At 65.6% G+C, this 26,730-nt stretch carries 24 protein-coding genes; 13 read left to right on the forward strand and 11 right to left on the reverse strand.

The window, feature by feature from the left end:
• Positions 1–47 precede the first annotated feature (47 nt).
• The gene (locus JYK05_RS23705) at positions 48–1,322 is read left to right on the forward strand and encodes a hypothetical protein (protein WP_206470741.1); all 1,275 of its coding nucleotides are present in this window, start codon (positions 48–50) and stop codon (positions 1,320–1,322) included.
• 242 nt (positions 1,323–1,564) lie between these two features.
• Here JYK05_RS23705 and JYK05_RS23710 read toward each other — a convergent pair whose 3' ends face one another.
• Genes JYK05_RS23710 through JYK05_RS23720 form a run of 3 tightly spaced genes read right to left on the reverse strand, consistent with a single transcriptional unit; the run spans position 1,565 to position 3,104 of the window.
• Positions 1,565–1,894: a hypothetical protein gene (locus JYK05_RS23710; protein WP_206470742.1), complete on the reverse strand. Its 330-nt coding sequence runs from the start codon at positions 1,892–1,894 to the stop codon at positions 1,565–1,567.
• A gap of 12 nt (positions 1,895–1,906) precedes the next feature.
• A complete protein-coding gene (locus JYK05_RS23715; protein ID WP_206470743.1) occupies positions 1,907–2,869 on the reverse strand; it encodes a methyltransferase domain-containing protein in 963 nt (320 codons plus the stop codon).
• 7 nt (positions 2,870–2,876) lie between these two features.
• Positions 2,877–3,104: a hypothetical protein gene (locus tag JYK05_RS23720; protein WP_241270120.1), complete on the reverse strand. Its 228-nt coding sequence runs from the start codon at positions 3,102–3,104 to the stop codon at positions 2,877–2,879.
• Between JYK05_RS23720 and JYK05_RS23725 the strand changes: the two genes are divergently transcribed.
• From JYK05_RS23725 to JYK05_RS23740, 4 genes are all read left to right on the forward strand, one after another.
• Positions 3,076–3,567: a glycosyltransferase family 9 protein gene (locus JYK05_RS23725; protein WP_241270121.1), complete on the forward strand. Its 492-nt coding sequence runs from the start codon at positions 3,076–3,078 to the stop codon at positions 3,565–3,567. The two genes, JYK05_RS23720 and JYK05_RS23725, sit on opposite strands and share 29 nt — an antisense overlap.
• A 481-nt stretch (positions 3,568–4,048) precedes the next feature.
• A complete protein-coding gene (locus tag JYK05_RS23730; RefSeq protein WP_175945658.1) occupies positions 4,049–4,477 on the forward strand; it encodes a hypothetical protein in 429 nt (142 codons plus the stop codon).
• A gap of 217 nt (positions 4,478–4,694) precedes the next feature.
• On the forward strand, positions 4,695–5,360 hold the full coding sequence (locus tag JYK05_RS23735; protein ID WP_241270122.1) for a response regulator transcription factor: 666 nt from the start codon (positions 4,695–4,697) through the stop codon (positions 5,358–5,360).
• On the forward strand, positions 5,360–8,656 hold the full coding sequence (locus JYK05_RS23740) for an ATP-binding protein (protein WP_206470744.1): 3,297 nt from the start codon (positions 5,360–5,362) through the stop codon (positions 8,654–8,656). The genes JYK05_RS23735 and JYK05_RS23740 overlap by 1 nt, the downstream gene beginning before the upstream one ends.
• 9 nt (positions 8,657–8,665) lie before the next feature.
• Here JYK05_RS23740 and JYK05_RS23745 read toward each other — a convergent pair whose 3' ends face one another.
• Positions 8,666–10,231: a sensor domain-containing diguanylate cyclase gene (locus JYK05_RS23745; RefSeq protein WP_206470745.1), complete on the reverse strand. Its 1,566-nt coding sequence runs from the start codon at positions 10,229–10,231 to the stop codon at positions 8,666–8,668.
• Positions 10,232–10,439: 208 nt separating this feature from the next.
• On the opposite strand from JYK05_RS23745, the gene aroQ reads away from it, so the two are divergent.
• A complete protein-coding gene (gene aroQ / locus JYK05_RS23750; protein WP_206470746.1) occupies positions 10,440–10,877 on the forward strand; it encodes a type II 3-dehydroquinate dehydratase in 438 nt (145 codons plus the stop codon).
• Positions 10,878–10,899: 22 nt separating this feature from the next.
• Here aroQ and JYK05_RS23755 read toward each other — a convergent pair whose 3' ends face one another.
• Both JYK05_RS23755 and JYK05_RS23760 read right to left on the reverse strand, forming a co-directional pair.
• Positions 10,900–11,061: a hypothetical protein gene (locus JYK05_RS23755; protein WP_175945646.1), complete on the reverse strand. Its 162-nt coding sequence runs from the start codon at positions 11,059–11,061 to the stop codon at positions 10,900–10,902.
• 45 nt (positions 11,062–11,106) lie between these two features.
• Positions 11,107–11,406: a hypothetical protein gene (locus tag JYK05_RS23760; RefSeq protein ID WP_206470747.1), complete on the reverse strand. Its 300-nt coding sequence runs from the start codon at positions 11,404–11,406 to the stop codon at positions 11,107–11,109.
• 292 nt (positions 11,407–11,698) lie between these two features.
• On the opposite strand from JYK05_RS23760, the gene JYK05_RS23765 reads away from it, so the two are divergent.
• Both JYK05_RS23765 and JYK05_RS23770 read left to right on the forward strand, forming a co-directional pair.
• Positions 11,699–13,093, forward strand: coding sequence for an amino acid permease (locus JYK05_RS23765; protein WP_206470748.1), 1,395 nt, complete (start codon positions 11,699–11,701; stop codon positions 13,091–13,093).
• A 22-nt stretch (positions 13,094–13,115) separates the two neighbouring features.
• On the forward strand, positions 13,116–14,312 hold the full coding sequence (locus JYK05_RS23770; protein ID WP_206470749.1) for an amino acid aminotransferase: 1,197 nt from the start codon (positions 13,116–13,118) through the stop codon (positions 14,310–14,312).
• Positions 14,313–14,333: 21 nt separating this feature from the next.
• On the opposite strand, the gene JYK05_RS23775 is transcribed toward JYK05_RS23770, so the two are convergent.
• The gene (locus tag JYK05_RS23775; protein WP_206470750.1) at positions 14,334–14,714 is read right to left on the reverse strand and encodes a hypothetical protein; all 381 of its coding nucleotides are present in this window, start codon (positions 14,712–14,714) and stop codon (positions 14,334–14,336) included.
• A gap of 138 nt (positions 14,715–14,852) precedes the next feature.
• Between JYK05_RS23775 and JYK05_RS23780 the strand changes: the two genes are divergently transcribed.
• The 5 genes from JYK05_RS23780 (at position 14,853) to JYK05_RS23800 (ending at position 20,682) form a co-directional block, all read left to right on the forward strand.
• Positions 14,853–15,101, forward strand: a complete 249-nt coding sequence (locus JYK05_RS23780) for a hypothetical protein (protein WP_206470751.1) — start codon at positions 14,853–14,855, stop codon at positions 15,099–15,101.
• A gap of 54 nt (positions 15,102–15,155) precedes the next feature.
• Positions 15,156–15,479, forward strand: coding sequence for a hypothetical protein (locus JYK05_RS23785; protein WP_175945636.1), 324 nt, complete (start codon positions 15,156–15,158; stop codon positions 15,477–15,479).
• 150 nt (positions 15,480–15,629) lie between these two features.
• Positions 15,630–18,203 carry a glucose/quinate/shikimate family membrane-bound PQQ-dependent dehydrogenase gene (locus JYK05_RS23790; protein ID WP_206470752.1) on the forward strand — a complete coding sequence of 858 codons (2,574 nt, stop codon included), beginning with the start codon at positions 15,630–15,632 and terminating at the stop codon, positions 18,201–18,203.
• 346 nt (positions 18,204–18,549) lie between these two features.
• On the forward strand, positions 18,550–20,259 hold the full coding sequence (locus tag JYK05_RS23795) for a PQQ-binding-like beta-propeller repeat protein (protein ID WP_206470753.1): 1,710 nt from the start codon (positions 18,550–18,552) through the stop codon (positions 20,257–20,259).
• Positions 20,260–20,301: 42 nt separating this feature from the next.
• The gene (locus JYK05_RS23800; protein WP_175945630.1) at positions 20,302–20,682 is read left to right on the forward strand and encodes a DUF1801 domain-containing protein; all 381 of its coding nucleotides are present in this window, start codon (positions 20,302–20,304) and stop codon (positions 20,680–20,682) included.
• 579 nt (positions 20,683–21,261) lie between these two features.
• Here the strand turns inward: JYK05_RS23800 and JYK05_RS23805 are convergent.
• The 4 genes from JYK05_RS23805 to JYK05_RS23820 all read right to left on the reverse strand — a co-directional run bounded on the left by JYK05_RS23805 (position 21,262) and on the right by JYK05_RS23820 (position 26,590).
• The gene (locus tag JYK05_RS23805) at positions 21,262–22,641 is read right to left on the reverse strand and encodes a CoA transferase (protein WP_206470754.1); all 1,380 of its coding nucleotides are present in this window, start codon (positions 22,639–22,641) and stop codon (positions 21,262–21,264) included.
• Between the two features lie 592 nt (positions 22,642–23,233).
• Positions 23,234–24,235, reverse strand: coding sequence for a 4-hydroxythreonine-4-phosphate dehydrogenase PdxA (gene pdxA / locus JYK05_RS23810; protein WP_206470755.1), 1,002 nt, complete (start codon positions 24,233–24,235; stop codon positions 23,234–23,236).
• 34 nt (positions 24,236–24,269) lie between these two features.
• Positions 24,270–25,586, reverse strand: coding sequence for a four-carbon acid sugar kinase family protein (locus JYK05_RS23815; protein ID WP_206470756.1), 1,317 nt, complete (start codon positions 25,584–25,586; stop codon positions 24,270–24,272).
• On the reverse strand, positions 25,583–26,590 hold the full coding sequence (locus tag JYK05_RS23820; RefSeq protein WP_206470757.1) for a 2-keto-3-deoxygluconate permease: 1,008 nt from the start codon (positions 26,588–26,590) through the stop codon (positions 25,583–25,585). Before JYK05_RS23820 ends, JYK05_RS23815 begins: the two co-directional genes overlap by 4 nt.
• Between the last annotated feature and the right edge of the window lie 140 nt (positions 26,591–26,730).

Genomic DNA, 26,730 nt, shown 5'->3' on the forward strand with positions numbered 1-26,730 from the left:
GGAACAGCGGCCAGCGGCGTGCGGATCAACCGACCAGGAACCGAAACATGAAATTCAGCATCGCAAAGTTCGAACACCACTGCTATCGCCGCGAATACGAGAAGGCGAGCCGCATGCTGCTGGAACTGCTTAACAAGATCGACCAGAACTACGGTGTTCTCATGGATGTCGACACATGGGCGCAGTCCGCCGAAGCGCACGACATCATGGACGATCACCTGCTCACGCGTCTCGCCTCCGCGATCACGGCGCTGGCCTCGGACCCGAAATTCACCATCTCCGATCACGGCATCGGCAAGCTGATGCTGTTCCAGCGTTGGCTCGCCGCGCTCTTCGCGGCCAGCTCGTTCCGCAACGCGGACCACATTCTTCGCTCGTTCAGCGCGAACGAGGAATCGCGCAACTCGCTCGAACTTCGCAACGCCGAGTTTCGCAAGTTCCAGTTGTTCTATCTGCCCGAGTCGGAAGTCCGCCTCGACTGGGACTTGCTCTGGAAGCACGACAAGGTGATGACCGCGAGCATGGCCACCACCATCATGTCTTCACGCTTCCTCGCCACGCCCTCGGCTCACGCGAAGCGCGAAATGCTGCTGCGCTGGCTGCCCGAGCGTCTTGCGGAAGTCGAAAGCCTCGATGTGCTGCCAATGGGCGTGTTCCACGACATGTACATGCATTGCAGCTATGCGGACTATGCGGGCAAGCACGACATCAAGAAGCCGATCAACACGCTGGTGCGCCGCAAGCTCGCGAGCCTCGGCATTCATGACGTCGAGCGCCGCGCGGCGCCGGTCAAGGAAGGCGAGAAGCCTGTGTTACTCGTCGTGCTGGAATGGTTTTCGAAGAATCACTCCATCTATCGCACGCATTCGCAGACGATGGTCGCGATGCGCGACAAGTTCCACATCATCGGCATGGGCTACGACGGCCGTGTCGACGATGCCGGGAAGGCCGTGTTCCACGAGTTCATTCCGCTGCAAGGCGCGAATCTGTGGGAAGTCGCGCGTCACGTCCGGCAGACGAGCGAAGAGCGCAATGCCCAGATGATGTACATGCCGAGCGTCGGCATGTTCCCGGAATGGATGGTCGCGAAGACCAATGACGAATACCGTGCCGCGGCGCTGCGCCTGATCGAAAACGCCGACGAGCGCAACGAACTCGCCGCGAAGCTGGCAGGACCGCAAGCCATCGAGAAGCTGATCTTCAAGGGCCGCCCGGAGATTCTCGGCGAACGCATGCAGGCGCTCTGGCAAGAGCAACTGCCGGCCGCGAAGAGCGCGAAGAGCAAGTCGAAGAAAGCGGAGCCTGCCGAAGCAATCGCATAAGCCTCCGACACGCTCGCACGTTTCATGTTCGAAGAGCCCGGCCGTGCGCCGGGCTTTTCGCATGGGCGGTCCGTGCTCGCGCGCCCCGTACGGCGCGCATTGAAATACCGCGTTTCTTGCTTGCCTGCAGGCACTTTAGAACTTGTTCTATTCGGATTGAGCATGCGAATCCTTAACCTTTGATCTGAGAACGCTACGCGGACAAAGGTCGATGAACCAGGCGCGACGTTCAGGCGTTTGGTTCAATCAAGGATACGAGCAATGTTGAAGATGAACGAGATCGCGGCAACCGTCCGCCGCATGGTGTGTGTTGGATCGGTGGTGCTGGTCGGCGTGGCGGGAACGGAACGCGTGATGGCATCCGAAGTCACGGATGCGGAAGCGGTCGTGCAGAAGGCAATGCCCGCCGCAAGCGATGCAGCTCCGATCGAATGGCACACAAGCGTGAAGGTGGTCCCCGCTGAAGGCGCCGATGCGCTCGTCGTCAAGCAAATGCTCGACGCGGACATCAAGAAGCTGGGCGATGTCCCGCACTCGCTGAACGAAGTGAATCGCTGGTCGGACGTGCTCACGACGGCGCTGCGTCAGGGCGGCTTGCCGTGCAGCGATTCGCCTTTCCATTCCGGCACGTTGTGCGGCGGCTGCGTGGTGGTGCGGCGTTGCCATCCGAACGGCGCCATCACCTTTTCGCGCAGCGCGAAGCCTTCCCGCAGCTTGCCACGCGCGATCAGATGCAATGCCTCGTAAAGACGCGGCAGATGTTCGCCCGGCAGCCGCTCGACGCACTGCTTCCAGATGGCGTCGGCATGCTCGGGCGCGTCCCAGCGCAAGAACTGCATCATCGCGCGATGATAGACGTCGAAGCGATACGGATACTGACGCACCCCCGCCTGCGCCGCGGCGATGGCGGCCTCGGCGCTGCGCGCGTGCTCCATCGCATGTTTCATTTCATGCGCGGTCGGCACCGCGCGTTTGCGCAGCACAATTTCGATGACGCACTCGGCGTAACTGTCGGCGGTCTGGTCGGCGTCGGCTCGCGCGGCGTCGAAGTTGTCGCGCACCAGCGCGATGCGCTCGCAGTCCGCGGCATGCGACATGGCCTGCACCAACTCGACGACGTTCACCGAGCGCGGCAGCCTGTTCTCTGTCTTGTAGATGGTGAAGCTCGTCTTGTGCCCGCCGTTGAAGCGGCTCGGCCAGACGCCCTTTCCGTAGAGATCCTCGTCCGGCACGGTCACGATGACATGGCCGCCCGGCTTCACGAGGTCGAGCCATCGCGCGAGCGCCTTGTGCGGATTGTTCTGCCGCGCGAGCACATGACTCGCATGAACGAAGTCGAATGCTGCGTCGCCCGCGCCATCCATCGTCGAAAGATCGCCCTTGTCCGCGGGCCACGACGTGATTTTGCCCATGCGCGGGAACACGTGCGCATGCGCCGAAAGCGGGTCGTCCGTCACGCCGATATCGAGTCCGTCGCCGACGAGGTAATGCTGCACGAATGCCGGTTCGCGGGAACGGCGCAGGCTTGCTTTGCTGGTTTCTTTCATGATCGCCTCACTTCGCCGCGACAGCCACGGCCGCCGCGCTTGCCGCATCAGCGCGGCTCAGGTCCTTCAAAAGCGCCTGAATGCGCTCGCCCAAAATCTCCGGCCGGCCCCTGAAAATGAGCTTCTCGATGGCCTTCTTGCCCGCGAGCGAGCGCGCCAGATCCAGCCGTTCGCTGTCGTTCTGGATGAGACGCAGCGCCGCCGCCTTGTACTCGTCGTTGCTCTTCGCGACCATCCATTCAGGGAATCCGACGCACGAAAACGACGGACATCGTTCGCTGCCGTCGCTCGCGGTGCTGAACGATCTCTTCGCGATGGAAGGCATCGAATTCTTCAGCCTGCAAAAGGGCGCGGGCGCCGACGAAGCAGCCCGGTATGCCACCGAGCGCGCGAACTTTCACGATGTGGGCGCGCGTCTCAACACAATGGCCGAGACGGCCAGCGCGATCGCGGCGCTGGATCTCGTCCTGACCGTGGATACGTCCGTCGCGCACGTCGCGGGCGCGATGGGCAAGCCGGTCTGGCTGATGTTGCCGTTCTACGGTGACTGGCGCTGGCACTACACGCGCGAAAACAGTCCGTGGTACCCGACCATGCGCCTGTTCCGCCGCCGCTTCGGTGGCGACTGGTCGGAAGTCGTCGCGCGCATCGGCGGGCACTTGCGGTATCAGCTGGCGATGAAGGCATCGGCCGTATGACGAGCCGCTGATCGAGCGCTTGCATCGAATGAATCGAAATCCGTCTATATCGTGTGACCTCGCGCGGGAGTGAGAATGTAAGCGACCTGCGATGTCCGGGAAAGGTTGCGCGCCGCCCTTCATGGCGCGCGCGGCCGGCATGGCCAGCGAGGAGAGCGGTAGTCGCCACGCGCGCCCATTCGCCCCGGACCACCGATTTTTTCTTCGACCCAGTTCGCCGCCTTACCCGGGCGGTTTTTTTTTGCTGGAGACAACTGCCCGACGAGCGACACGGTGCGTCAGTCACGCTGACAGACGTTATCGACATTGTTCGATATATCGCGCGATAACGTTTGACTAAAGTCATGAGTCGATGCCACAGCGGGTCGACGCAAGCCGCATGTGCAGGGTTCGGCGAAAGTCTCGCCGCACGCAGATGCATCGCGCTGGGCGAGGCGGTCGTCTCGCTCGTGGCCAGCCGCATTCCTAGTCAGGTGCTCTTATGTTGGTTTCGGATTCGATCAGCCAGGCCTTTCGCAAGTGTTGTGAAGCAGTGGGAATCGCATCGACGTTCCTGATGCCGGCGTTCTTCACGCTGTCGTTCGTCATTCTCGCTGCGTTGGGAACGGGTAGATCGGAGTCCGTACTAATAAGAACGGTGGCGGTCGTCTTCATCGCGTCCATGATCGTGATCACGGGCATGCTCCTCGCGGAGAGCCGGCAATACAAAAAGCACGGGACGTCGCAGGTCACGTCGATTCCGTTGCGTCACCTGGCTCAGCCCGCGCCGCAACGGGAAGCACCCCCTCAAGCGGACGGCGAACGATGCGACAGCAGCAAGCCGCGTTGCCGCCTGTGCCGCAGCGGCGGCCGGCGCGTGCGCCTCGGCTGCCTGACTCCTGGAGCCTACTGTGAAGACCGGAATGAATAGCGTCGCTTCGGACCCGGCCGGCCTTGCGTCGATGCAAGCGCTGTCCCCCGTCTTTCAATGCGATTCCACCTATCCTAAAATGGCCACAGGGCATGCCCGCCCGGTCGGGAGACGTGGCGATGAACTGGTCTGTTCGTCTGTTGCTTCAATTGCGCCAAGCAGCGCGTCTGTTTCGTGTTTCGATGCAAACGCGCATAGCGCCGGCGAGGGTGTGCCTATGAATGGACACACGAGACCGATCCGCGTGGTGCTGGCCGATGACCATCCCATCGTGTTGATGGCCGTCTCCGATCAGTTTTCCAAGCTTGCGGGTTTCACGATCACGGCCACGGTGAACTCGGGAGCGGATCTCGTGCGCGCGCTCGAAAAGGAGCCGGCCGATCTGGTCATCACCGATCTCGTGATGCAGGGCGACGAAGAAGTGGAACTCGACGGCTTGCGTCTCGTGAGCAAGCTGCGCCGCTCTTATCCCGAAGTGCCGCTCGTCGTCCTCACGATGATGACGAGCGGGGGCATGTTTCACGAGCTCTGCAAGCTGGGCGTCGCCGCCATCGTCAGCAAGGAGGAGCCGGCGAGCGAGCTCGCGCAGATCAGCGTGCGCGCGCTTTCGACGAAGGAAACCCTCTTCTCGCCGAAGATTCAGCTTCGCCTCGCGCGCGAAGGCTCCACGACGAAGGACCTTGCGCGCGAACAGCCGCTTTCTCCGCGCGAGCTGGAAGTGGTGCGCCTCTTCGCGCAGGGGCTTTCGGTGACCGAGATCGCGCGCACGCTGAACCGTTCCGTGCCGACGGTCGCGACACAGAAACGCTCCGCCATGCGCAAGCTGCATGTGGAGAACCACGTAGACCTCGTTAAATACGCCGCGAAGACAGGGTTGGCCTGATGGAGCGTTTCTTCGCCGCATCGCAGGATTCTCCTCTGCAAATGCTGCGGATGCTCGAAAGCAACCTCAAGCGCGAACGGCGCATTTTCGCTATCGCCGTCGGGCTGCTGATTTTCGCCGCGCTGTGCGGTGCGACGGCCACCGGCTTCTTCATGTTGACGGCGACGTTGAAGACGGAAGAAGAGTTCGCGCAGGCGGCCATGCGCGGCGTGAACGTCAGCATATTCAGCCGTTACAACATGCTCACGGCGGGCAGTCTCTTGCTCGAAGTCGGCGCGTCGGCGCCCAAGGCGGGCGTGCCGGACAGTCCCAACAAGCCGAAATGCGAGCCGTATCCGCCCGGCGTGAATGACACGGCGCTTGCCGAGGCTTGCCAGGCAGCGCGTCAGATGATCCCCGAAGAGAGCACGCCGCCGCTCTTGCAGTACACGAGATTCGACGGTTCCGCCTCGGCCGGCTTCGGATTCTTCACGGAGACCGACAATATGGTTCCTCCGCCTCAGCGACTCGCCGCGCTTGCTGAAGCGGCGAAGCTCTACATGAACACGCACAACATCGTCCCGCTCGAAGCCGCGCGCGACCGGCGCGTCATGTGGTATGTCGCGCCGCGCTCCATAGGTTTCGGCGCGCCGACCGTCGTCATGTTCATGGTGGTGGCGGGAGACGGCGACCCGTACGGGCTCGTGTTCACGCGCCTCAATCTCGACCGCGCGCTGCGCCGCGCGGTGCCGGAATCGCTCGAATCGCAGATCGCGATCTTCGACAACGATCATCAGGTGCTGGCGGGCGACGACACGCCCGATCTCCGGTTCATGGAAAACCAGCTCGCGAAAGCGCCGCCGGGCGCGTTTCACTGGCTGCCCGCTCACGGCTGGGGCGCGCGTCTCGACTCCCTGGCGCTCGGCATGGGGCATGTGGTCGTCGCGCTTCCCGTCGCGACGGAGCTCGCCGCGAAGCGCGTGCAAATGGCGATTCTGGTATTCGTCACCGGCGCGCTCATCGCCATGTTGCTTGCGATGTACCGCTACTGGAATTATCGCTTCCTCACGCGCTCGTACGAGCAGGCGTGCCGTGCGGTGGAGGGAGAGATACTTAACCATCTGCTCGTGCAGGCGACGCCCGTGGGCCTTTGCATCGCGTTGCAGGAAGACCTGCACGTGATCGCCGCGAACCAGATCGCGCGCTCGCTGTTCGATCTCAGCGAGACGTCCGCGAGCCTGCCCGCGGGCCTGCGCGATGCGTTCCACGCCCACGGCACGGCGCCGGCGGAGGACGGACACGACGCAGCCATCCGGCAGCTTCACTACACGCTCGACAAACCGGACGCCGGCACGCTGCATCTGAAGGTGTCGTATGCGGCGGCGGTGGTCAACAAGACCAACGTGTTCTTCTGCGCGATCGCCGACATTACCGAGCACCGCGAAGTCGAACGGCTGCTGCGCGAGGCGAAGGAAAGCAGCGACGCCGCCGCGAAAGCCAAGCTCAGCTTCTTCGCCTCGATGAGCCACGAGATTCGCACGCCGCTGTCCTCGCTCGTCGGCAATCTGGAACTCGTCGCGCTCGGGCCGCTCGCCGCCGAGCAGGAAGCGCGCGTTCACGCCATGCAGGCATCGGCGAGCGCGCTTTTGCAAGTCGTCAATGATGTCCTCGATTTCTCGAAGATGGATATCGGCGAAATGCGGCTTTCGGAGGAATGGGGCTCCATACGCGCGCTCGTCGTGCGCGTGATGGTCGCGCACGCGCCGCTCGCGAACCGTCAGGGCTTGCGCCTGTTCGTCGTGATCGAGCGGTCGTGTCCCGCGAAGCTGTTGTTCGATCCGATTCGCGTGTCGCAGATTCTCAACAACCTGCTCGGCAACGCGCTCAAGTTCACGTATTCAGGGAAGATCGTCGTGCGCGCGCGATGGGTCAACGACGCGCTCGAACTCAGCGTCGCGGATTCGGGCATCGGCATTCCGGCGTCGCAGCGCGAGAAGCTCTTTCAGCCGTTCATGCAGGGCGACGCGCACCGTCTCACGCAGGCGCGCGGAACGGGGCTCGGCTTGTCCATCTGTGTGCGGCTGTGCGAACTCATGAAGGGCCGCATTTCGCTCGACAGCACCGAAGGCGTCGGCACGCGCATTCAGGTGTGGCTGCCGCTCGCCGCCGACCATTCGTCCGACACCGGCGACGCCGCCTTGCTCGACGGCAAGCCCGCCATTCTGTGCCGCGCGAGCGAGTATCGGGAATGGTTCGAGAATCTCTACGACCCGGAGCGCAGTGCCGTCACGTACATGAATCACGCCGACCCTGCGCTCGCGGAAGGCTGCGAGTATCTGATCGCCACCGACGAGTTCACCGAGGAGGACATCAAGGCGGCGTGGAAGGACGGCACGCGCGTGATCCGCATGACGCAGGACGGCCCGCTCGTGCCCGTGCATTGGGGCGACGGCGTGCTCGAAGTGAGCATCTTCAGTCTCAAGGGATTCAAGGACGCGATCGCGACCATCAAGGGACGCCAGCGTGTCTCGCCGCACGCCGACGACGCGCTCGCGCTGCCGGCCGCGCGCAAGGCGGGGCCGACTGTCGTGATCGCCGAAGACAACCGGCTCAATCGCGGGCTGTTGCGCGATCAGTTGCTGACGCTCGGCGCATCCGTGCTGGAGGCGAAGGACGGCGAGGAGGCGCTTGATCTTTTACGCAAGCATCGCGTGGATATCGTGCTGACCGACATGGACATGCCCAAGATGTCAGGCGCCGAACTGCTCGTCGCCGCGCGCGCGCTCGATCCGGCGATGCGTATCTATGCGATCAGCGCGAGCGCGAGCGCGCAGGACGTGGAGCGCGGACGCGCGCGCGGTTTCACCGATTATCTGACCAAGCCGGTCCCGCTCGCGGTGCTGGCGGGCGTGCTGCAAACCGCCGGCGTCGATGCGGCAGGCGCCGCGCCCGAGACCGCAGCGCAGGCCGCGAACGAAGCGCCGGAGGACGACGACCTACCGCCGCGCTTTCCGCCGATTCCCGCCGCGTATATGCCGGACCTCGCCGGGCAGATCGACGAAGACATCGTCGCGCTCGACGACATCTGCAAGGAGAAGGACGCGCGCAAGCTGCGCCGCTGGGCGCATAAGCTCGCGGGCGGGCTGACGGTGCTCGGTCCGTCCATGCTGTACGACCAGTGCCAGGAACTGCGCGCGTTGCTGCGTGAATCGGAAAGCTGGGTGGAAGACGTCGATACCTTCACCGCGCTCATTCGCAGCGACCTGATCGAATTGCGCGACATGCTGCATGCCGCGCTCGATCTGCATCGCGGATAGCGCCCGTCGTCACATTCGATGCGTGGGCGCGGCGAGCGCGTCCAGTTCTTCGCGCGCCGCGAGCGCGTCGTCTTTCGAGAAGCGGTAGCCGCCGCGGCCTTCGGTCTTCGCTTCGTAGAGCGCGATGTCGGCCCGCTTGAGCGCGCGCTCGAACGATTCGCCCGGCTTCGCAAGCGCAATGCCGATGCTCACGCCCAGCGTCACGACCACGCCCGCGTCGAGTTCATAAGGCAACGACAGATCGCGCACGATGCGCCGCGCGAACGCGATGCTCGCGGCATCCGCGAAGTAGGTCGCGACCACGGCGAACTCGTCGCCGCCCAGACGCGCCGCGAGTTCGCCATGCCGCATCGCGTTGCGCAGACGGTCCGCGACGCGTCGCAGCAGTTCGTCGCCCGCATCGTGACCGTGCGAATCGTTGACGTGCTTGAAGCCGTCCAGATCGACGTACATCACCATGACCTTCTCGCGGTGCGCGCTGCCCGCGATCAGGCGCTCGGCGTGGTCGCTCAGATAACGCCGGTTCGGCAGGCCGGTCAGCGAGTCGTGATGCGCCCAGTGCAAAATCTTCGCTTCCGCGCGGCGGCGCGCGGTCACGTCCTCGACGATGATCACCGCGCTGCCGTCCGGCACCGGATCGCGGCTCAGTTCCAGCTGGCGGCCATCGGGCAGCGCGAGTTCGAGCGGGGCGTGGCCGTCCTTCAGCCACTCGCCGCAGCGCGCGGTCAACTTCGCGCGCTGCGATTCGCCATGCTCGGCGAGCGCCAGATAGCCGATGAACTCGGGCAGCGCCACGCCGATGCGCAGCATGTCGGCGGTCGCGCCGAAAAGCTGCGCCACCTTGCGATTCGCGATGACGACCGCGCCCGCCGCGTCGATCGTGCAGAGGCCGTGCGGCATGTGCGCGAGCGCGGCGTCGAAGCGCGCGGCCAGTTCCGCGTGCTCTTCCTCAGCCGTCATCAACGCAACGAGATTGCGATAGTGGCGGCGCACGACGACGCTCATCGCGCCGATATAGACGACGAGCGGCGGCACGAGCATCCAGTAACCGGCGGGGCCAAGAAGCGCGCCCACGCCGATCGGCACGCTGCCCGCGCAAACCTGCGAGATCGCGAGATGCGGCACGCCCGCGTTGCGCGACGCAATGCCGCCGAGCATGCCGGCCGTCACCATGATTGCGAGCGAGGCGAGCATGGCGTCGCCGGACATGACGCAGGCCATCGCGCCCAGGCCGGTCAAGCCGCAGGCGATGAGCCCGAACGGCGCATAGCGCCGCGCCCACGGCGCCGGTTCGGGCGAGCGCTGTCGCCGCGCCGCCCGATAGCGGCACACGACAATCACGCGCGCGGCGAGAACCAGCGCGTCCGCAATGAACCACGCGACGGTCCACGGCGCGCGCACGCGCACGAGCGCGACCAGCGCGACGAACGCGGTCGAGCCGCCTGCGAGCAGCAGCGGGCGAATGTCGTCGAGCAGGGTGAAGAGGAGCGAGGAGCGAATGCAGGGCGTGATGCGCCCGTCGTCCGTTGCCGGTGTCGCCAAAAGGGAATCGAGCAAGGACGAGGAACCTGACATGCGAGATACCGGCGAACCGGAAAAATACGGGGAAGGCATCGGTGAAGCGCGGGCTGATCCGGCGGGCACCGTCATATGCGGGTTTACGGCAGGTCGGTCGAAAACTGAAAGAGGCGAGCGGTCAGCAGGCGCTATTGTCATCGCGCGAGCCGGCCTTCAGAATCTGCGCATCCCTTAACGCACGCTGCTCATCCTTCGAGGACACACCATGGCAAAGATCCTGACGCTGCACGGCGTCAACCTCAACATGTTCGGCAAGCGCGATCCGAAGCAGTACGGCACCGCGACGCTCGCGCAGATCGACGAGCAACTGGCCGCGCTCGGCAAGGAACTGGGCGTCGAAGTCGAGTGCTACCAGACCAACATCGAAGGCGAGATGTGCTCGCGCATCCATCAGGCGTTCAGCGATAACGTCGATGCAGTCGTCATCAACGCGGGCGCGTGGACGCATTACAGCTACGCGATCCGCGATGCGCTCGCCATTCTGACCGTGCCCATCATCGAGGTGCATATGTCGAACGTTCACGCGCGGGAAGCGTTCCGGCACGTGTCCGTGTTCTCCGAAGTCGTCAAAGGGCAAATCTGCGGCTTCGGCGTGGAAAGCTATCTGCTCGGCCTGCGCGCGGCGGTATCGGCGATCAAGTGACGCCGCGCCGCGTGTTGAGCCGTTACGCGCGGCTCGCGTCTTTCACGCTGGCGGCGGCGGCGCGGCGCGCGCGGCTTTGCACGGGCACCGGCTTGCGCTCGCGCAGCGTCGCGCCGCGGATGAACAACACGGCGAACAGCGCGCAAACGGTCCAGACGATGGCGATGATGGTCAGGTAGTTCATTGTCGTATTCCTCGATTCGATGCGTGTTCTTGTGAGGCGTGGTGCTCAGGCTTGGGCGACGGGCATGGCGAGCAGCCGGCCGATCAGCCTTTGCGCGATTGCGTGCTGCCCGGCCAGCGTTTCTGCGGCGTCGGCGGCGGCATCCGCGTTGACCTGCGTGCGCACCTGCGCGGCGAGGCGCAGCACGTTGTCCGATGCCGTCCGGAGTTCAGCGAGCAGGTCGGCTTCGAAAGCCGCCATGCCGGCGTGCGATTCGATTGCGCCGAGAATCGCCGTCTGCTGCGGCGTGCCATTCGTTTGCGTCGTCTGGAACATGTTGGCTTCCCCGTAAGTGGATGAATCCATTCTGCGCGGGGAGCGTCCGAATCAATCCTCCGAAAAAGACCTGATTCCCGGTTCAGTTTGATCTCTTGACGACTCGCCCTCGCGCCCCATGAGGGTGCGGAGTCCATCCGACAAGGCTTCCCGGGGCGTCGGGGCGGTAAAATCGCGTGTTTTTCCGCGCGCCGTGAAGCACGGTTCGGCGAGTGTTCGCCCTGTACAGTCGCCCGTCGCACGAAAAAACAACACTTTTCGCGTTTTCCGGCAAGGCAGGCAGAGCGGCGCGCGTCCTTGGCAGTTCAGGCAGAGATCGACAATGGCTTCAGGCAACAACCCGGCAGCAGCGCAGCACGAAACACTCAGGCGCGGACTCAAGAGCCGCCACATTCAACTCATTGCGCTCGGCGGCGCCATCGGCACGGGGCTTTTCTTAGGCGTCGCGCAGACCATCAAGCTCGCCGGGCCGTCCGTGCTGCTCGGCTACGCGATCGCCGGGATGATGGCGTTTTTCATCATGCGGCAGTTGGGGGAAATGGTCGTCGACGAGCCCGTGGCCGGCTCGTTCAGCCATTTCGCCGACAAATACTGGGGTCACGCGGCCGGCTTCGTGTCCGGCTGGAACTACTGGGCCGTGTATATCCTCGTGAGCATGGCCGAGCTGTCCGCGGTCGGCATCTATATGCAGTACTGGTGGCCGGCGCTGCCGCCGTGGGTATCGGCGCTCGCGTGCTTCGCGATTGTTAACGCAATCAATCTGACGAGCGTGAAGTCGTACGGCGAGCTCGAATTCTGGTTTGCCATCGTGAAAGTCGCGGCGATCGTCGGCATGATTCTGTTCGGCGGCTATCTGCTCGTGTCGGGTCACGCGGGGCCGCAGGCGAGCGTCGCGAACCTCTGGCGGCTCGGCGGCTTCTTCCCGTACGGCGCGAGCGGTCTCGTGATGTCGATGGCCGTCATCATGTTCTCGTTCGGCGGGCTGGAACTGGTCGGCATCACGGCGGCCGAAGCCGAGGACCCGTCGCGCAGCATTCCTCGCGCGACGAATCAGGTCATCTACCGCATTCTCATTTTCTATATCGGCGCGCTCGGCGTGCTGCTTTCGCTGTATCCGTGGGACAAGGTCGCCACCGGCGGCAGCCCGTTCGTGCTGATTTTCCGCGAGATGAACAGCACGTTGGTCGCGAACGTGCTGAACGTGATCGTGCTGACGGCCGCGCTTTCCGTGTACAACAGCGGCGTCTATGCCAATAGCCGCATGCTCTACGGCCTCGCGCAGCAGGGCAACGCGCCGCGTGCGTTGCGCCACGTGAGCGCGCGCGGCATTCCACTCGCGGCGCTCTTCGTGTCGGCCGTCGTGACGGCGGCGTGCGTGCTGATCAATTACTTCATTCCGGGCCGCGCGTTCGAACTGCTGATGGGGCTCGCGGTATCGGCGCTCATCATCAACTGGGCGATGATCAGCATCATTCATTTGAAGTTCCGCCGCCACAAGCGCGAGCAGGGCGCGGCCACGACCTTCAAGAGTCTCGGTTATCCGTTCACGAACTATCTGTGTCTTGCGTTCGTCGCGGGCATCGTGTGGGTGATGTACGAGACGCCGGGCCTGCGGCTATCCGTCTATCTCATTCCTATCTGGCTGGCGGTTCTCGGAATCGGCTACTATCTCAGAACCAAGGGCGCCGCGCGCCGTCCCGCTCATCCTTCGTCCTGAATCTAGTCCTGATACCCAGACCATGTTCGAACATATCGATGCCTACCCCGGCGACCCGATCCTCTCGCTGAACGAAAACTTTCAGAAGGACCCGCGCACGAACAAGGTCAATCTGAGCATCGGCATCTATTTCGACGACGCCGGCCGCTTGCCCGTCATGCAGGCGGTGCGCGAAGCCGAACTCTCGATTCTCCAAGAGCTCGGCCCGAAGCCGTATCTGCCGATGGCCGGTTTCGCGCATTATCGCGATGCCGTGCAGGCGCTCGTATTCGGCACGGGCAGCACGGCGCGCGCCGAAGGCCGCATCGCGAGCGTGCAGACGCTCGGCGGCTCGGGCGCGCTGAAGGTGGGCGCGGACTTCATCAAGCGATACTTTCCGGCGTCGAAGGTATGGGTGAGCGATCCGACGTGGGAGAACCATCGCTTCATCTTCGAGCGCGCGGGCTTCGAAGTGAACACGTATCCGTACTACGACGAAGCCACCGGCGGCCTGCGCTTCGACGCGATGCTCGAAGCCATCGACGCGTTGCCGGCAAAGAGCGTCGTGCTGCTGCATGCGTGCTGCCACAATCCGACCGGCGTGGACCTCGACGAAGCGCAGTGGGTCAAGATCATCGACGTGCTGCATAAGCGCGACCTGCTGCCGTTCGTCGACATGGCGTATCAGGGTTTCGGCTCGGGGCTCGAAGACGACGCGTTCGCCGTGCGCGAGCTTGCGCGCCGTGGCGTGCCCGCGTTCGTCGCGAATTCGTTTTCGAAGAACTTCTCGCTCTATGGCGAGCGTTGCGGCGGCCTGCATGTGATCTGCGACGATGCCGCCGAAGCCGACCGCGTGCTCGGCCAACTGACGAGCGCGGTGCGCGCCAATTACAGCAATCCGCCGACGCACGGCGCGAAGATCGTGACCAAGGTGCTGACGACGCCGGAACTCGCACAGTCGTGGAAAGATGAACTCGCGGCGATGTGCGGACGCATCGCACGCATGCGCCGCGCGATTCACGATGGCCTGCGCGAGCATGTGCATGGCGAGGCGTTGTCGCGTTACGTCAAACAGCGCGGCATGTTCACCTACACGGGTCTCGAAGCGCCGCAAGTGGACCGTCTGCGCGAGGAATTCGGCGTGTATATCCTGCGTTCGGGGCGCATGTGCGTCGCGGGGCTGAACGAGAGCAACGTGCAGATCGTCGTCGACGCCATCGGCAAGGTGCTGGCGAAGTAAGGCGTCGGCCACGCAATCGCTTCACAACGCGGGACACGACAGTACCTGCTGCGGCGGCAGCGTGCCCGGTCCCGCGTCCACTTTCGCGCCGCGCGGCGGCGTCGAGACGAGCCGCACGCTGTTTTCCCCAACATTCGCGAGCACGTACTGCTCCGCGCTTCCATCCGGCTGCCAGTACACGCGATAGACCGCGTCATCCCGATAGATATGCAGCGCGCCGTGCACGGCCTTGTCGCCTTGCACGAGATCGGCGCGCGCGCCTTCCTGCAACGTCAGCGCGTTGCCCGACGCGCCTTGCAGCACGCCGCAAGCGGGCTGGCCGGCGTGCGCGTGCGCGCATGCGAGAAGGGCCGCGCAGAAAGCCGCGCAGAAAGCCGCGTGGCGATACGGCGAAACGTTCATCGGCGAAGCCTCCGGGAAATGTATCGGCCACCCTCCGCAGCAAGTTATGTGCGGGGCCGCATGCCGAGGCGATTCGCTTCGCCGTTCGTCCGCGCGTGTGCTACCTTGAATGAGCAGCGTTCGATGTTGGAGGGCGCCATGTCAGTCATCGCACCGGACGAGAAGGCGGAATTCCTCGCGATTCTCGCGCGACACCGGCTCGACCCGACCGATTTCCTCGTGCAGGAAGCGGGCGAATCGGATGTCGTGGACGATGTTTATCCGCTGCGGGGACACGTGAACATCGTGCGGCGCTCGACGCTGAAGGAGCGCGAATATCGCATCGGGCACGGCACCGCATGGGTGGCGGCGTTCGAGAAGGACCTCAATAAGGGCGCGTTCGGCTGAAACGCGCGCGCCGCGTAAGTGTTTTCAACGCATCTTTTTGAAGCGGAGCACACGATGAGACCGACCGACTTCACATCGTTCAGGGCGCACCTCGCCATGCTGCTCCGCGATCTGCCGCGCGGCATGACCGCCGATCTGACCGATGTGGCCGTTGCATACTGGAACGGCAAGCAGGTCGTCGGCGCGTATCTGCGCGATAACGGATGCATCGACGAAGATTTCGACTTCGACGAGAACGCCTGGGGCGTGTGGCGCGACGAGTTCCTGCTCTGGTTCGACGCCCCGCGTTTCTCGGAACGCAGCGATCTGAAGGCTGCGCTCGTCTCCGGCACGCATTGCGCGACGGTGCACGGCGGACGGTGGCCGCGTCCGCGCTGAAGCTGCGTCGCGACGAAGCACTGCATTCTTTCTCCTTCGCTCTCCCCGCCCGCGAACGGCACGTGACTTGCTGCCCCAGACCGGTCTGGCAACGTCCGAACCACGGTTGACGACGGCCGCGTTCCGCCATTCTTCAGGGAGGGTTGCAGCATGGCGAGTACCTCAAGACTTCATCCGCTCACGTTCGGCACGGCTATCGCATTCATCGTGATCGGACTCGTGCTTGCCGCGGGCGGCGCGTATCTCGTGACGCTCAATGGATCGTGGTACTACGCGATCACGGGCGTGGCCATCGTGCTGACCGGCCTTCTCCTGCTCATCCGACGCCGCTCCGCGCTGCTGCTCTTCGCGCTCGTGCTGTTCGGCTCGACGATCTGGGCGGTGTTCGAAGCGCGTTTCGACTTCTGGCAGCTTCTGCCGCGCTTGTGGATCTGGGTCCTGCTCGCGGTGTGGCTGCTCATTCCTTATGTTCATCGCGGCGCGCTGTTCGGTCCGCCTTCGACTGCGCGGGCCGCGCGCGTGCCGCTCGCGGCTGCCATCGTGCCGGCGGTGCTGCTCGGCATCGGCACGTACTTCACGGACCCGCACGATCGCGCGGGCAGCATCGACGTGAGCGTGGCCGCCGACCCGAACCAGCCCGACCTGAACGCCGCGACCGGACGCCAACCCGGCGACTGGATCGACTATGGCGGCTCGCCGCTCGGACAGCGCTATGTGCCGCTCGCGCAGATCACGCCGCAGAACGTGCATCAGTTGAAAACGGCGTGGACGTTTCGCACCGGCGACATGCCCGGCCCCGACGATCCGACCGAAACGACCGACGAGAACACGCCGCTCAAAGTGGGCGACACGCTCTTTCTGTGCACGCCGCACAGCAAGGTGTTCGCCCTCGATGCCGCGACCGGTAAGGAGCGCTGGCACTTCGATCCGCAGATCCAGAGCGCGGTCGGGTTCAAGCATTGGGAGCACATGACCTGCCGGGGCGTCGCGTATTACGATCCGGCGATGCATGCGGCGGCGGTTTCGGCTGCGGCCGCGTCCGAAGCGTCCGCCGCGCCGGACGCGTCATCCGATGCGCAGGCGTCCGCGCCGGCCGCCACGAGCGATGGCGCGGCCTCCATGCCCGCCGCGTCCAGCGATGCTGCCGCCTCCGCGCCCGCGCAGAGCGGTGATCAAACCGCCGCGCAACCGGCGCCTCAACCCGCCGCGCCCTCGAACGAATGCCCGCGCCGCGTCTTTCTTCCGACCGCCGATGCCCGCCTCATCGCGCTCGACGCCGACACGGGCAAGCCCTGCGCGAGCTTCGGGAAGAACGGGACCATCGACTTGCGCATGAACATCGGGCCGTTCACGCCGGGCGGCTATTACTCGACCTCGCCGCCGGCCGTCGCGCGCAATCTCGTGATCGTCGGCGGTCACGTGACGGATAACGAATCGAACAACGAGCCGTCCGGCGTGATTCGCGCATATGACGTCAACGACGGCCATCTCGTCTGGAACTGGGATTCGGGCAACCCGGACGCCACCGAGCCGATCGCGCCCGGCGCAACCTACGTGCGCAACTCGCCGAACATGTGGTCGATCTTCAGCGTCGACGAGAAGCGCGGCATGATCTATCTGCCGATGGGCAATCAGACGCCCGACCAATGGGGCGGCCAGCGCACGCAGCAGGCCGAGCGATTCGGCGCGGGCGTCGTCGCGCTCGATCTCGCGACCGGCAAGCTGCGCTGGAATTATCAGTTCACGCACCACGATCTTTGGGACATGGACGTGGGCGGCCAGCCGACGCTCGTCGATCTGCAAACCGCGCAAGGCATGCAGCCGGCGCTGATCGCGTCGACGAAGCAGGGCAGCCTTTACGTGCTGAATCGCGAAACCGGCCAGCCGATCATCCCGATCAACGAGGTGCCGGTGCCGCAAGGCGCGGCGCGAGGCGACCGCACGTCGCCGACGCAGGCCGTCTCCGCGCTCAACTTCAATCCGCCGCGCGTGCGCGAAGCCGACATGTGGGGCACGACGCCGTTCGATCAGCTCTGGTGCCGCATCAAGTTCAAGAGTCTGCGCTACGAGGGGCCGTTCACGCCGCCGTCCGAGCAGGGCACGCTGGTATTTCCGGGCAATTTCGGCGTCTTCGACTGGGGCGGCGTATCGGTCGATCCGGTGCGGCAGATTCTGATCGCGAATCCGGATTACATGGCGTTCACGTCGAAGCTCATCCCGCGCGAGAAGCTGGACGAGCAGGCGGGCGAGAAGAAGGGCAGCGAGACGAGCGGCATCAAGCAGGCGCGCGGCACGCCGTTCGCGTTCGAGCTGAACGCGTTTCTGTCGCCGCTCGGCATTCCGTGTCAGGCGCCGCCGTGGGGGTATATCGCGGGTGTCGATCTGCGCACGGGCAAGATCGCGTGGCAGCACAAGAACGGCACGATTCGCGACAAGGCGCCGCTGCCCATTCCGATGCCGCTCGGCGTGCCGAGCCTCGGCGGCACCATCGTGACGGCGGGCGGCGTCACGTTCCTCACCGGCACGCTCGATCAATACGTGCGTGCCTACGACGTGCGCAACGGCAACAAGCTATGGGAAGCGCGTCTGCCGGCAGGCGGCCAGGCGACGCCGATGAGCTACGCCGACGCGAGCGGCAAGCAGTACGTCGTGGTGACGGCGGGCGGGCATGGTTCGCTCGGAACCAAGGCGGGAGATTACGTGATCGCGTACACGCTGCCGTGAAGCAAGCGGGAGGGCGGCGGCGCGTTGAACCGCCGCCCAACGCGGATTTATGCCGCGCGGCGATAGGCTTCGGCCATCAGCGCGCTGACCTTGGCGCGAGCCTTCAGTGCGTCACGAACGGCGTCGGCGATAAGCGAAAAAAGCGGGGCGAGAATTCCCATGGCAACTCCTTGAACCGGTGGCGTCTAGGTTAACTACCTAGGTAGTAACCCGTATATTAGCAGGTTTGGTGCGACGCAGCAAACGACGCCTGCAAGGCTGGCTACGCTGAACGACTCATAGTGCGAACTTAGCGCGATAATCGACTGAACCGCGTGCTTCGCTCGTTCCCAGAAGGAGAACGCACATGAGTCGGCATTTTTCGGTTCGCGCAGTGCTCTCCCTGCTTGGCGCGGCGATGGTCGCGGCGGCGATCGTCGTGGGATGCAGCGGGGGCGGTTCTTCATCGACGACGAGTTCCGTCGCGGCGGGCGGCGGGGCGGCAGCGCCCGCGTCCAGTCCTGCGGCAGCATCAGATGGAACGAGCGGCGGCACACCGACGCAGCCGGCCACGCACCCGATCGACGTCGCCACGTACCACAACGACATCGCGCGCACCGGCCAGCAGCTCTACGAATCCGTGCTGACGCCCGCGAACGTCAACGCGGCCACGTTCGGCAAGCTCGCCGTCTTCGCAGCGGACGGCCCCGTCGATGCCCAGCCGCTTTTCCTCGCCGCCGTGCCCATCGCGGGCGGCACGCACAACGTGCTGTATGTCGCGACCGAGAACGCGAGCGTCTTTGCGTTCGACGCGGACACCGGCGCCACGCTCTGGAAAGCGAGCACGCTCGCAAGCGGCGAGACGCCGAGCGACGACCACGGCTGCGGTCAGATCACGCCGACCATCGGCATCACGGCGACGCCGGTCATCGACCGCGCGCGCGGCGCGATGTATGTCGTCGGCATGTCGAAAGACGGCGCGGGGCGCTATCACCAGCGCATTCATGCGCTCGACCTTGCGACGGGCGCGGAGCTTTTCGGCGGGCCGACGGAGATTGCCGCATCGTATCCCGGCACCGGCGTGGGCAGCCAGAACGGGCGCGTCGTGTTCGATCCGGGGCAATACGCCGAGCGAGCGTCGCTGTTGCTGCTGGGTGGCGTCGTCTATACGGCATGGACGTCGCATTGCGACATCATGCCGTACACCGGCTGGGTGATCGGCTACAACGCGAGCACGCTGCAACAGGCGAGCGTGCTGAACGTCACGCCCAACGGACAGATGGGCGCGATCTGGATGAGCGGCGCGGGCCTCGCTTCGGATGGCGCGTCCATCTATCTTCTCGATGCGAACGGTACCTTCGACGCGACGCTCGACGGGCAGGGCATGCCGATTCACGGCGATTTCGGCAACGGCTTCCTGAAGCTCGCCACGACGCCGACGCTCGCCGTCACCGATTACTTCCAGCCGTCGAACACGGTGCAGCAGTCGAGCGCGGACGAGGATCTCGGTTCCGGCGGCGCGCTCGTGTTACCCGATCTTCCGGATGCAAGCGGCGCGATCCGCCATCTCGCGCTCGGCGCGGGCAAGAACTCGGTGATCTACGTGGTCAACCGCGATTCGATGGGCAAGTTCGATTCGAACGCGGATCACATCTATCAGGAGCTCGTCGGGCAGATTCGCGGGCCGGTGTTCGGCATGCCCGCGTACTACAACCGGACCGTGTACTTCGGCGCGATAGGCGACAGCATCAAGGCATTCACGATCAGCGACGCGCGGCTCTCGTCCACGCCCGCCAGCCAGACGCCCACGAGTTTCGGCTTTCCGGGCGCGACGCCGAGCGTGTCGGCGAACGGTGCGGCGAACGGCATCGTGTGGGCGGCGGAAAACGGCACCATCGCGGCGCTGCACGCGTACGACGCGTCGAATCTCGCGCGCGAGCTGTACAACAGCCGACAGGCCGGCGCGCGCGACCAGTTCGGCCAGGGCAACAAGTTCATCACGCCGACGATTGCGAACGGCAAGGTGTACGTGGGCACGCGCAGCGGCGTGGGCGTGTTCGGAGTGCTTTCGCGATAGATTCGGTACTGTCATCGCTTCATCGAGAGTGAGAGAGATCGAATGAACGCATCGCAACGCATCGACCAGTTGATCGCCGAACTGACGGACTGGCGCGGGCAGACTTTTGCCCGCGTGCGCGAAAGCATCCTCGATGCCGATCCGGAGATCGTCGAGGAATGGAAGTACATGGGAAGCCCGGTGTGGTATCGCGACGGCATGATCGCGGTCGCCAACGCGCACAAGGGCAAAGTGAAGGTGACGTTCGCTCACGGCGCGTCGATTGCCGATCCCGACGGGCTGTTCAACGCGGGGCTGGACGGGAACGCGCGGCGGGCCATCGATTTCTTGGAAGGCGATACGGTCGATGCGGCGCGGCTCACGCGGCTGGTGCGCGCGGCGATTGAGTTCAATCAAAAGAGAACGAAGAAGTCGAGGAGGTGAGAGCGGGTCGGGTCGCTTCTCTCGCGAGCGGCGCGACTCAAGCAAGTAATTGCTTTGTAGACCGAATGACGGTTGGATGCGGAGCATGCGTGAAGGCGCTTGTCGCTGTTCCGGTTCGCAATCTCTAATGCGCGCCGCGTGGCGCTCAAGACGCTTCGCGCAGTTCATACTGGCCAAGCGGCCCGATTCGCGTAGCCGGAGATGGCTCGCGGCGGCATGGGCCGGTCGAGCGTCTATCGGCTTCACAAGACGCTCTGAGCGTGTCCAATCGCGCTGGCTGCTTCTGCAACTGGCCGACGGACGCCTGCGCAGCGGGCTTGGCCGCACCGCCAACAGTCCGCCGTCGAGAGACCGCTCTGATCGTAGGAAGCGAACCGTCAAATCTGGCCGCTCGACCTACGCGCTTTCACCGTGCGAGGCTCCGACGCACCTTGGCGGCAACGGAGCGTTTTCATAGCCGGCCGGCGTTCGCGTGAGGTGCTGGCTTAGCCGCGCCGCTTCCCGGCCACCGTTACTCAAGCGTTGAGAGGCGCGCTTCGCCCATGAAGAGCCATCCGGCCGCTTCGACTTAGCTCGCCCTCACCAACGCGCCTCCGACGTCCCCGGCGGCACCGACGCCCTGTCATACCGCGCAGGCGTGCGCGCGAGTTGCGCGCTCGGCCGCACCGCTTCCAGTTCGCCGAATCCCGATGGCACGCGCTCCAGAAACGCCGCGATATCCGGCTTCTTCGCGAAGAGACCGCCCTCGATCCGGCCGAGGCCGCGCAGCCACTTCCCCGTCTGCGCCAGCGATACCTCCACGTGCCAGCTTCCGCCTTCCCGCTGCTGCTTCCACAGCGCCGCCGCCGCGCCGAACGCCATCAGAAAGCCGGTCGCCATGTCGAGCATCTGCATGGGCAGCGCGCGAGGCTTGCCTGCGCCTTCTGCCTCGCCTTCGGCCGCGTTAAAGCCCATCGCGGTCTGAACGAGCGAGTCGAAGCCGCGCCGCCCGGCCCACGGGCCCTGCGTCCCGTAAGCCGACAACGACACCTGCACGATGCCCGGCCGGCGCGCCGCCAGCTCGTCCGGTCCGAAGCCGAGCGATGTCAGCCCTCCCGGCCGATAGCCTTGCGAGAACACATGCGCGTCGCCGATCAGACGCCACAGCGCCGTGCGCCCGTCTTCCGAGCGCAAGTCGACATGGGCCGAGCGCTTGCCCCGGCTCGTATCAGCAATGGCGGAAATATTCGGCAGATGCGGCGAATTCACGAGCATCACATCCGCGCCGAACGCGGCGAGCGCGCGACCGCCGACCGGACCGGCCAGAATGCGCGTCAAATCGAGGACGCGCACGCCGGAGAGCGGACGCGCATCGGCGGCGAGTGGCGGCAGCGCGAGCGGCGGCGCATCGCCGATGCGCGTGAAGGTCATCAGCGGCTGCTTGGCGAGCACCTGACCTTGCGGCGTCGCGTCCCATTCGTCGAAGCGGCGCAGCTTGGTGACGACGAGACCGCGTTGCGCGCAGGCCTCCTCGAAGTCGCCCGCGCGCCACTGGACGAGCGCGCGCTCGGCGTCGGCGCGCGTCGCCGTGGCCGGATCGAGACCGAGCACGCGCAACGCGCCGTCCTGATGGTGCGCGAAGTTCGCATGGATGCGCACGTAGCCGTCGGCGCAGCGGTAGAGCCCGGAGAACGGCCCCCACGTTTCCGGCTCCTTGCCGTCGAGCGTGAAGTAGCCGGTGCATTCGACGGCCGCGTGCGTCATGTCGACCGCCACGCGCTGACGCGGCGCGCCGCGGACATGCGCGAGCTCGCAGGCCGCAAGCGCCGCTGCGGCGATGGTGGACTGCGCGGCCGTGCCGACGGCGAAGGTAGAAGGAAAGACCGGATCGTGCCCGGTCAGGTCGACGAACGAAAGCGCATCGCCGGGCAGACCGGCGATGCGCCATAGGGAAGCGAGGGTATCGAAGGAAGCGGTCATGATCGGAGCGCGGCGACGAAAGATGCGTCATTGTCGCGCCGATTCGCGTCGGCTTCCCGCTACAGTTTTATGGGCGGGTGCCGGGCCGCTGCGGACGCGGCAGCCGGGCCGTGCCGCCCTTGCGCCTTCAGCCCCGGGCACGCGTGGTCGCCGATTCCGCCTCTGGCCGCAGTTGCTTCGGTCTGAGCGGCGCCGTGCCGCTGACTCCGCGCCCGGGCGTATCGCCATGAGCCCCCGCACGTGCCGAGTCGTCGGTTGCGAGCCCGGCCGCAGCAGCTAGGGCTTGTACCGCGTCCTGCCGCTGATCCTGAGCGGGCGTAGCACCTTCAGCCGCAGGCGCTCGGCGTCGACGGTTGCGCGTCTCGCCGTACCGGCTTGGAATCGAGCCGCGCCGTGCGCCGATTCCGTGCCCCGGCTTCGCAGTCTGCTCGCGGCCGCGCCGAAGCTCAAACCGCGCGCCGCAGCCCGTTCGGCCTCGTGCCTGCCGCATCGCTGCTTCCGCGCCCCGCGGCAGCGAATCCGGCATGCCGCCTCCATCGACGATGCCCGTCCCCGCGATACCGAGCGGCGAGCCCCCGCGCCCAACCACCAATCACCCGCGCCGCGTCGCCAGTTCCGCGCCCTGACGCAGTGCTTCGAGCATGCTGCCTTCATCGGCGATGCCCTTGCCCGCGATATCGAACGCCGTGCCGTGATCCACCGACGTGCGGATCACATCCAGCCCGACCGTCACGTTCACGCCGGCTTCCAGCCCGAGCACCTTTACGGGGCCGTGTCCCTGATCGTGATACATCGCGACGACGAGATCGAAATCGCCGCGTCCCGCGCGATAGAACAGCGTGTCGGCGGGCAGCGGGCCGGTCACGTCGAGACCGCGTTCCTGCAACGCCTTCACCGCCGGGATGATCTTCTCCTCTTCCTCACCATAGCCGAAAAGACCGTTCTCGCCCGCATGCGGATTGATCCCGCACACGCCGATGCGCGGCTTCTCGATGCCCGCCTTCTTCAGCGTCGCGTCGCCGCGCTCGATGGTGCGCTGCACGAGCCCCGGTTCGATCTTGCGGATCGCGTCGATGATGCCGATGTGCGTCGTCACGTGAATCACGCGCAGCTTCGGCGCGACGAGCATCATCGACACTTCGTCCACGCCCGTCAGATGCGCGAGCATCTCCGTGTGTCCCGGGAACTTGTGGCCGCCCGCGTGCAACGCTTCCTTGTTGAGCGGCGCGGTGCAGATAGCGTCGATCTGATTGGCCTGCGCCAGTTCGACCGCGCGGGCGATGTAACGGTAAGCGGCGTCGCCCGCGACCGGCGAAAGCTGGCCGAACGGTAGGTCGTCGGGAATCAGACCGAGGTCGATGCAGTCGATCACGCCCGGTTCGTAGCGCGCCTCGGATGCGTCCTCGACGCGCCGCACGGTGGCCTTCACGCCGGTGATGTCGATGGCGCGCTCGAGGCGGCGCGCATCGCCGATCACGAGCGGACGGCACTGCTGATAAACGGTGTCGTGCGCGAGGCTCTTGACGACGATTTCCGGGCCCACGCCGCTCGCGTCGCCCATCGTGATGCCGATTACGGGAAGATAGTTGGTCATGGTGATTGATAGATGTTGAGGGTTCGCGTGGTTCTTAGCGGGCGCCAACGGGCGAGGCCGCTTCCGCGTGTTCGTTCGAGAGTCCGCGCAGATGCCGGTACGCGCCGTAGAGCGCGTGCTCGCTGCCGAACGCGCCTGCCTTCGTGACGATGGCCGCGCCGCCCGCGGTGTCCGATACACCCGTCGTGGCCCGCCCGAGCGCGACGCCGGCTTCGATCTCGCGCACGAGTTCGAGGCTGCCGACGTTCGCCGCCGCGAGCATCGCGCGGGCGGTTTCGCCGCCGGTCGCGATCAGGGCGCCGAGCGCGTCGAAATGCGGCGCGACGAGCGCGGCAAGCGCGGTCGAAAGGCGCGCGCCTTCGGCGGGGTCGAAGGCATCGTCGCGTCCGATTCGCACGATCAGATCCTGCCCGCCGCGCAAGGTTTCGCCGATGCGCTCGCCCCACGCTTGCCAGTCCGCGTGGCGCTCGCCGTCGCGCAGCACCGCCGGCGGCAGGATGAATTCGACGAGGCCCGCTTCGGTGCGCAGCATCGCGCATTGCCGCTCGGACACGGCCGACAGGCTGCCGACCAGCGCGAGCACCGGGCCGCGCGCCACGTCTGCCGACGGGGGCCGCGCCGCCGGCGCCTGGTCCGCAGCGGCTTCGAACAGATCGGGCAGCGCCGCGAGTTCGCGCGCGAGCCCGCCCGAGCCGACCCAAAAGAACGGCGTATCGAGCGATGCCGTGATGCGCGCGAGCGCGGCGAGATCGTCGCTGGTTTCGGCATCGACGATCAACGCGCCGATGCCTTCGGCCGCCGCCGTCGCGATGATCGCGGCGAGTGACTGCGGCTCGCCGCGCAGCGTGTCGAGCGCGACGTGCGCGGTCGAAACGCCCGCCGCTTCGAGCATCGGCCCGAGGCGCGCGTCGCGGCCGGCGTGTTCGAGCTGCCACGTTTCCGTCTCTTCGAGCGGCACGCCATGCACGAAGACGATGCCGTCGCGCACGGCGCGGCCCGTCGCCGGAAACGCGGGCGCGACGATCGCCGGCCCGGCCAGACGCGCGAGCGCCGCGACTTCGGCGGTCCAGTTGCCGCGCAGCGTCGAATCGATTTTTTTGTACAAACGCCGGCCGGGCGCGCGCAGCGCCTGCCACGCATCCGCGACGCGCGCGCCGGCGTCGGCGGGGGCGAGGCGGCGCGTGTCAGTGTCGGCGGCGATCACGGTGGCGTCGTCGCCGGGCGACGAGACGTCCAGCGTCACGACCGTCTTGCGCCCCGACGCCGCGAACGCGATGGCGCAGTCGGCGGCGCCCGAGAGGTCATCGGCGAGAATCAGCATGCTTGCTGCTTGGGCAGGCTGCGCGCTCATTGCGTGGCTCCCCGCTTGTCGCGCGCGCCGACCGCCATTCGCGCATCGCTGCGTGCGTTCACGCGCTTCGCAATCGCGGCCGTGACGATCGGCGTGACGATGGCCGTCACGACCACGCATGCCGCGACGAGCAGCGTCGCCGACTTCGCCGCCGATTCGTAGACCGGATTGGCCGCCGCGATCAGCGCGGGAACCGCCGCCGCATTGCCTGCGGTATTGGCTGCCGCCGCGCCTGCCACGCCCGTGCCCCCCGTCAGACGGTCCGCGAAGTAGAGCGGAATGCCCGTGACGACGACCACCGCGAGCCCGAGCCCGATGCCGAGCAGGCCTGCCTGCCAGACCTTGTGCAAGTCGAGGCTCGCGCCCAGCGCCAGCGCGAAGAACGGAATCATTACCGGCACCGCGCGGCCGAGAAAGTCGCGCATGTCGCGGTCCAGATTGCCGAGCAACATGCCGATGGCGAGCGGCAGAATGCTGCCGACGAGCGTCGGCCACGGAAACGCCGAGAGGCCCGCGACGCCGAGCGTGACCATCGTGAGGAACGGACCCGATTCGAGCGACATGATGGTGTACGCGCCGACGTCTTCGGAGCGTCCGTACTGGCCCATCAGCGCCATGTAGAGGCCGCCGTTCGTGTCGTTCATCGCGGCGACGACGGCGAGCGTCGAGAGGCCCGCGAACATGCCGGAGCTGATCGGCTGCTCGCCGAGAAAATGCCCGAGCACGATGCCCGTCAGAATCGCCATGCCGACTTTCGTGGCGAACAGCGCGCCGCCTTTCTTGAGCAGGTAGGGCGTCGCTTTCACGTCGATGCCCGCGCCCATGCAGACATAGAAGACCGCGAGAATCGGCAGCGCGCCGGTGAAGAGCGCGTTCGTGAACGAGCCGAAAAACTTCGGCATGCCCGGCAGGAACGTCGCGATGAGCGAGCCGATCAGAAGCGGAACTATCATCATGCCGCCGGGTACGCGCTCCACCGCGCGTTTGATGGGAATCTGGGCCATGGGTGTCTCCAGGAGGATCTTGTCTGGTTCTATCAAGAAATGATTGCATCGATCATTTCCAAGTGTATCCTTTGATCGAACCGCGCGCAATTCGACGCTCCTAGGCGTTTACACTGATCGAACCGCGCAAACGTTGCGAT

The sequence above is a fragment of the Caballeronia sp. M1242 genome (genome assembly GCF_017220215.1).
GTDB lineage: Bacteria > Pseudomonadota > Gammaproteobacteria > Burkholderiales > Burkholderiaceae > Caballeronia.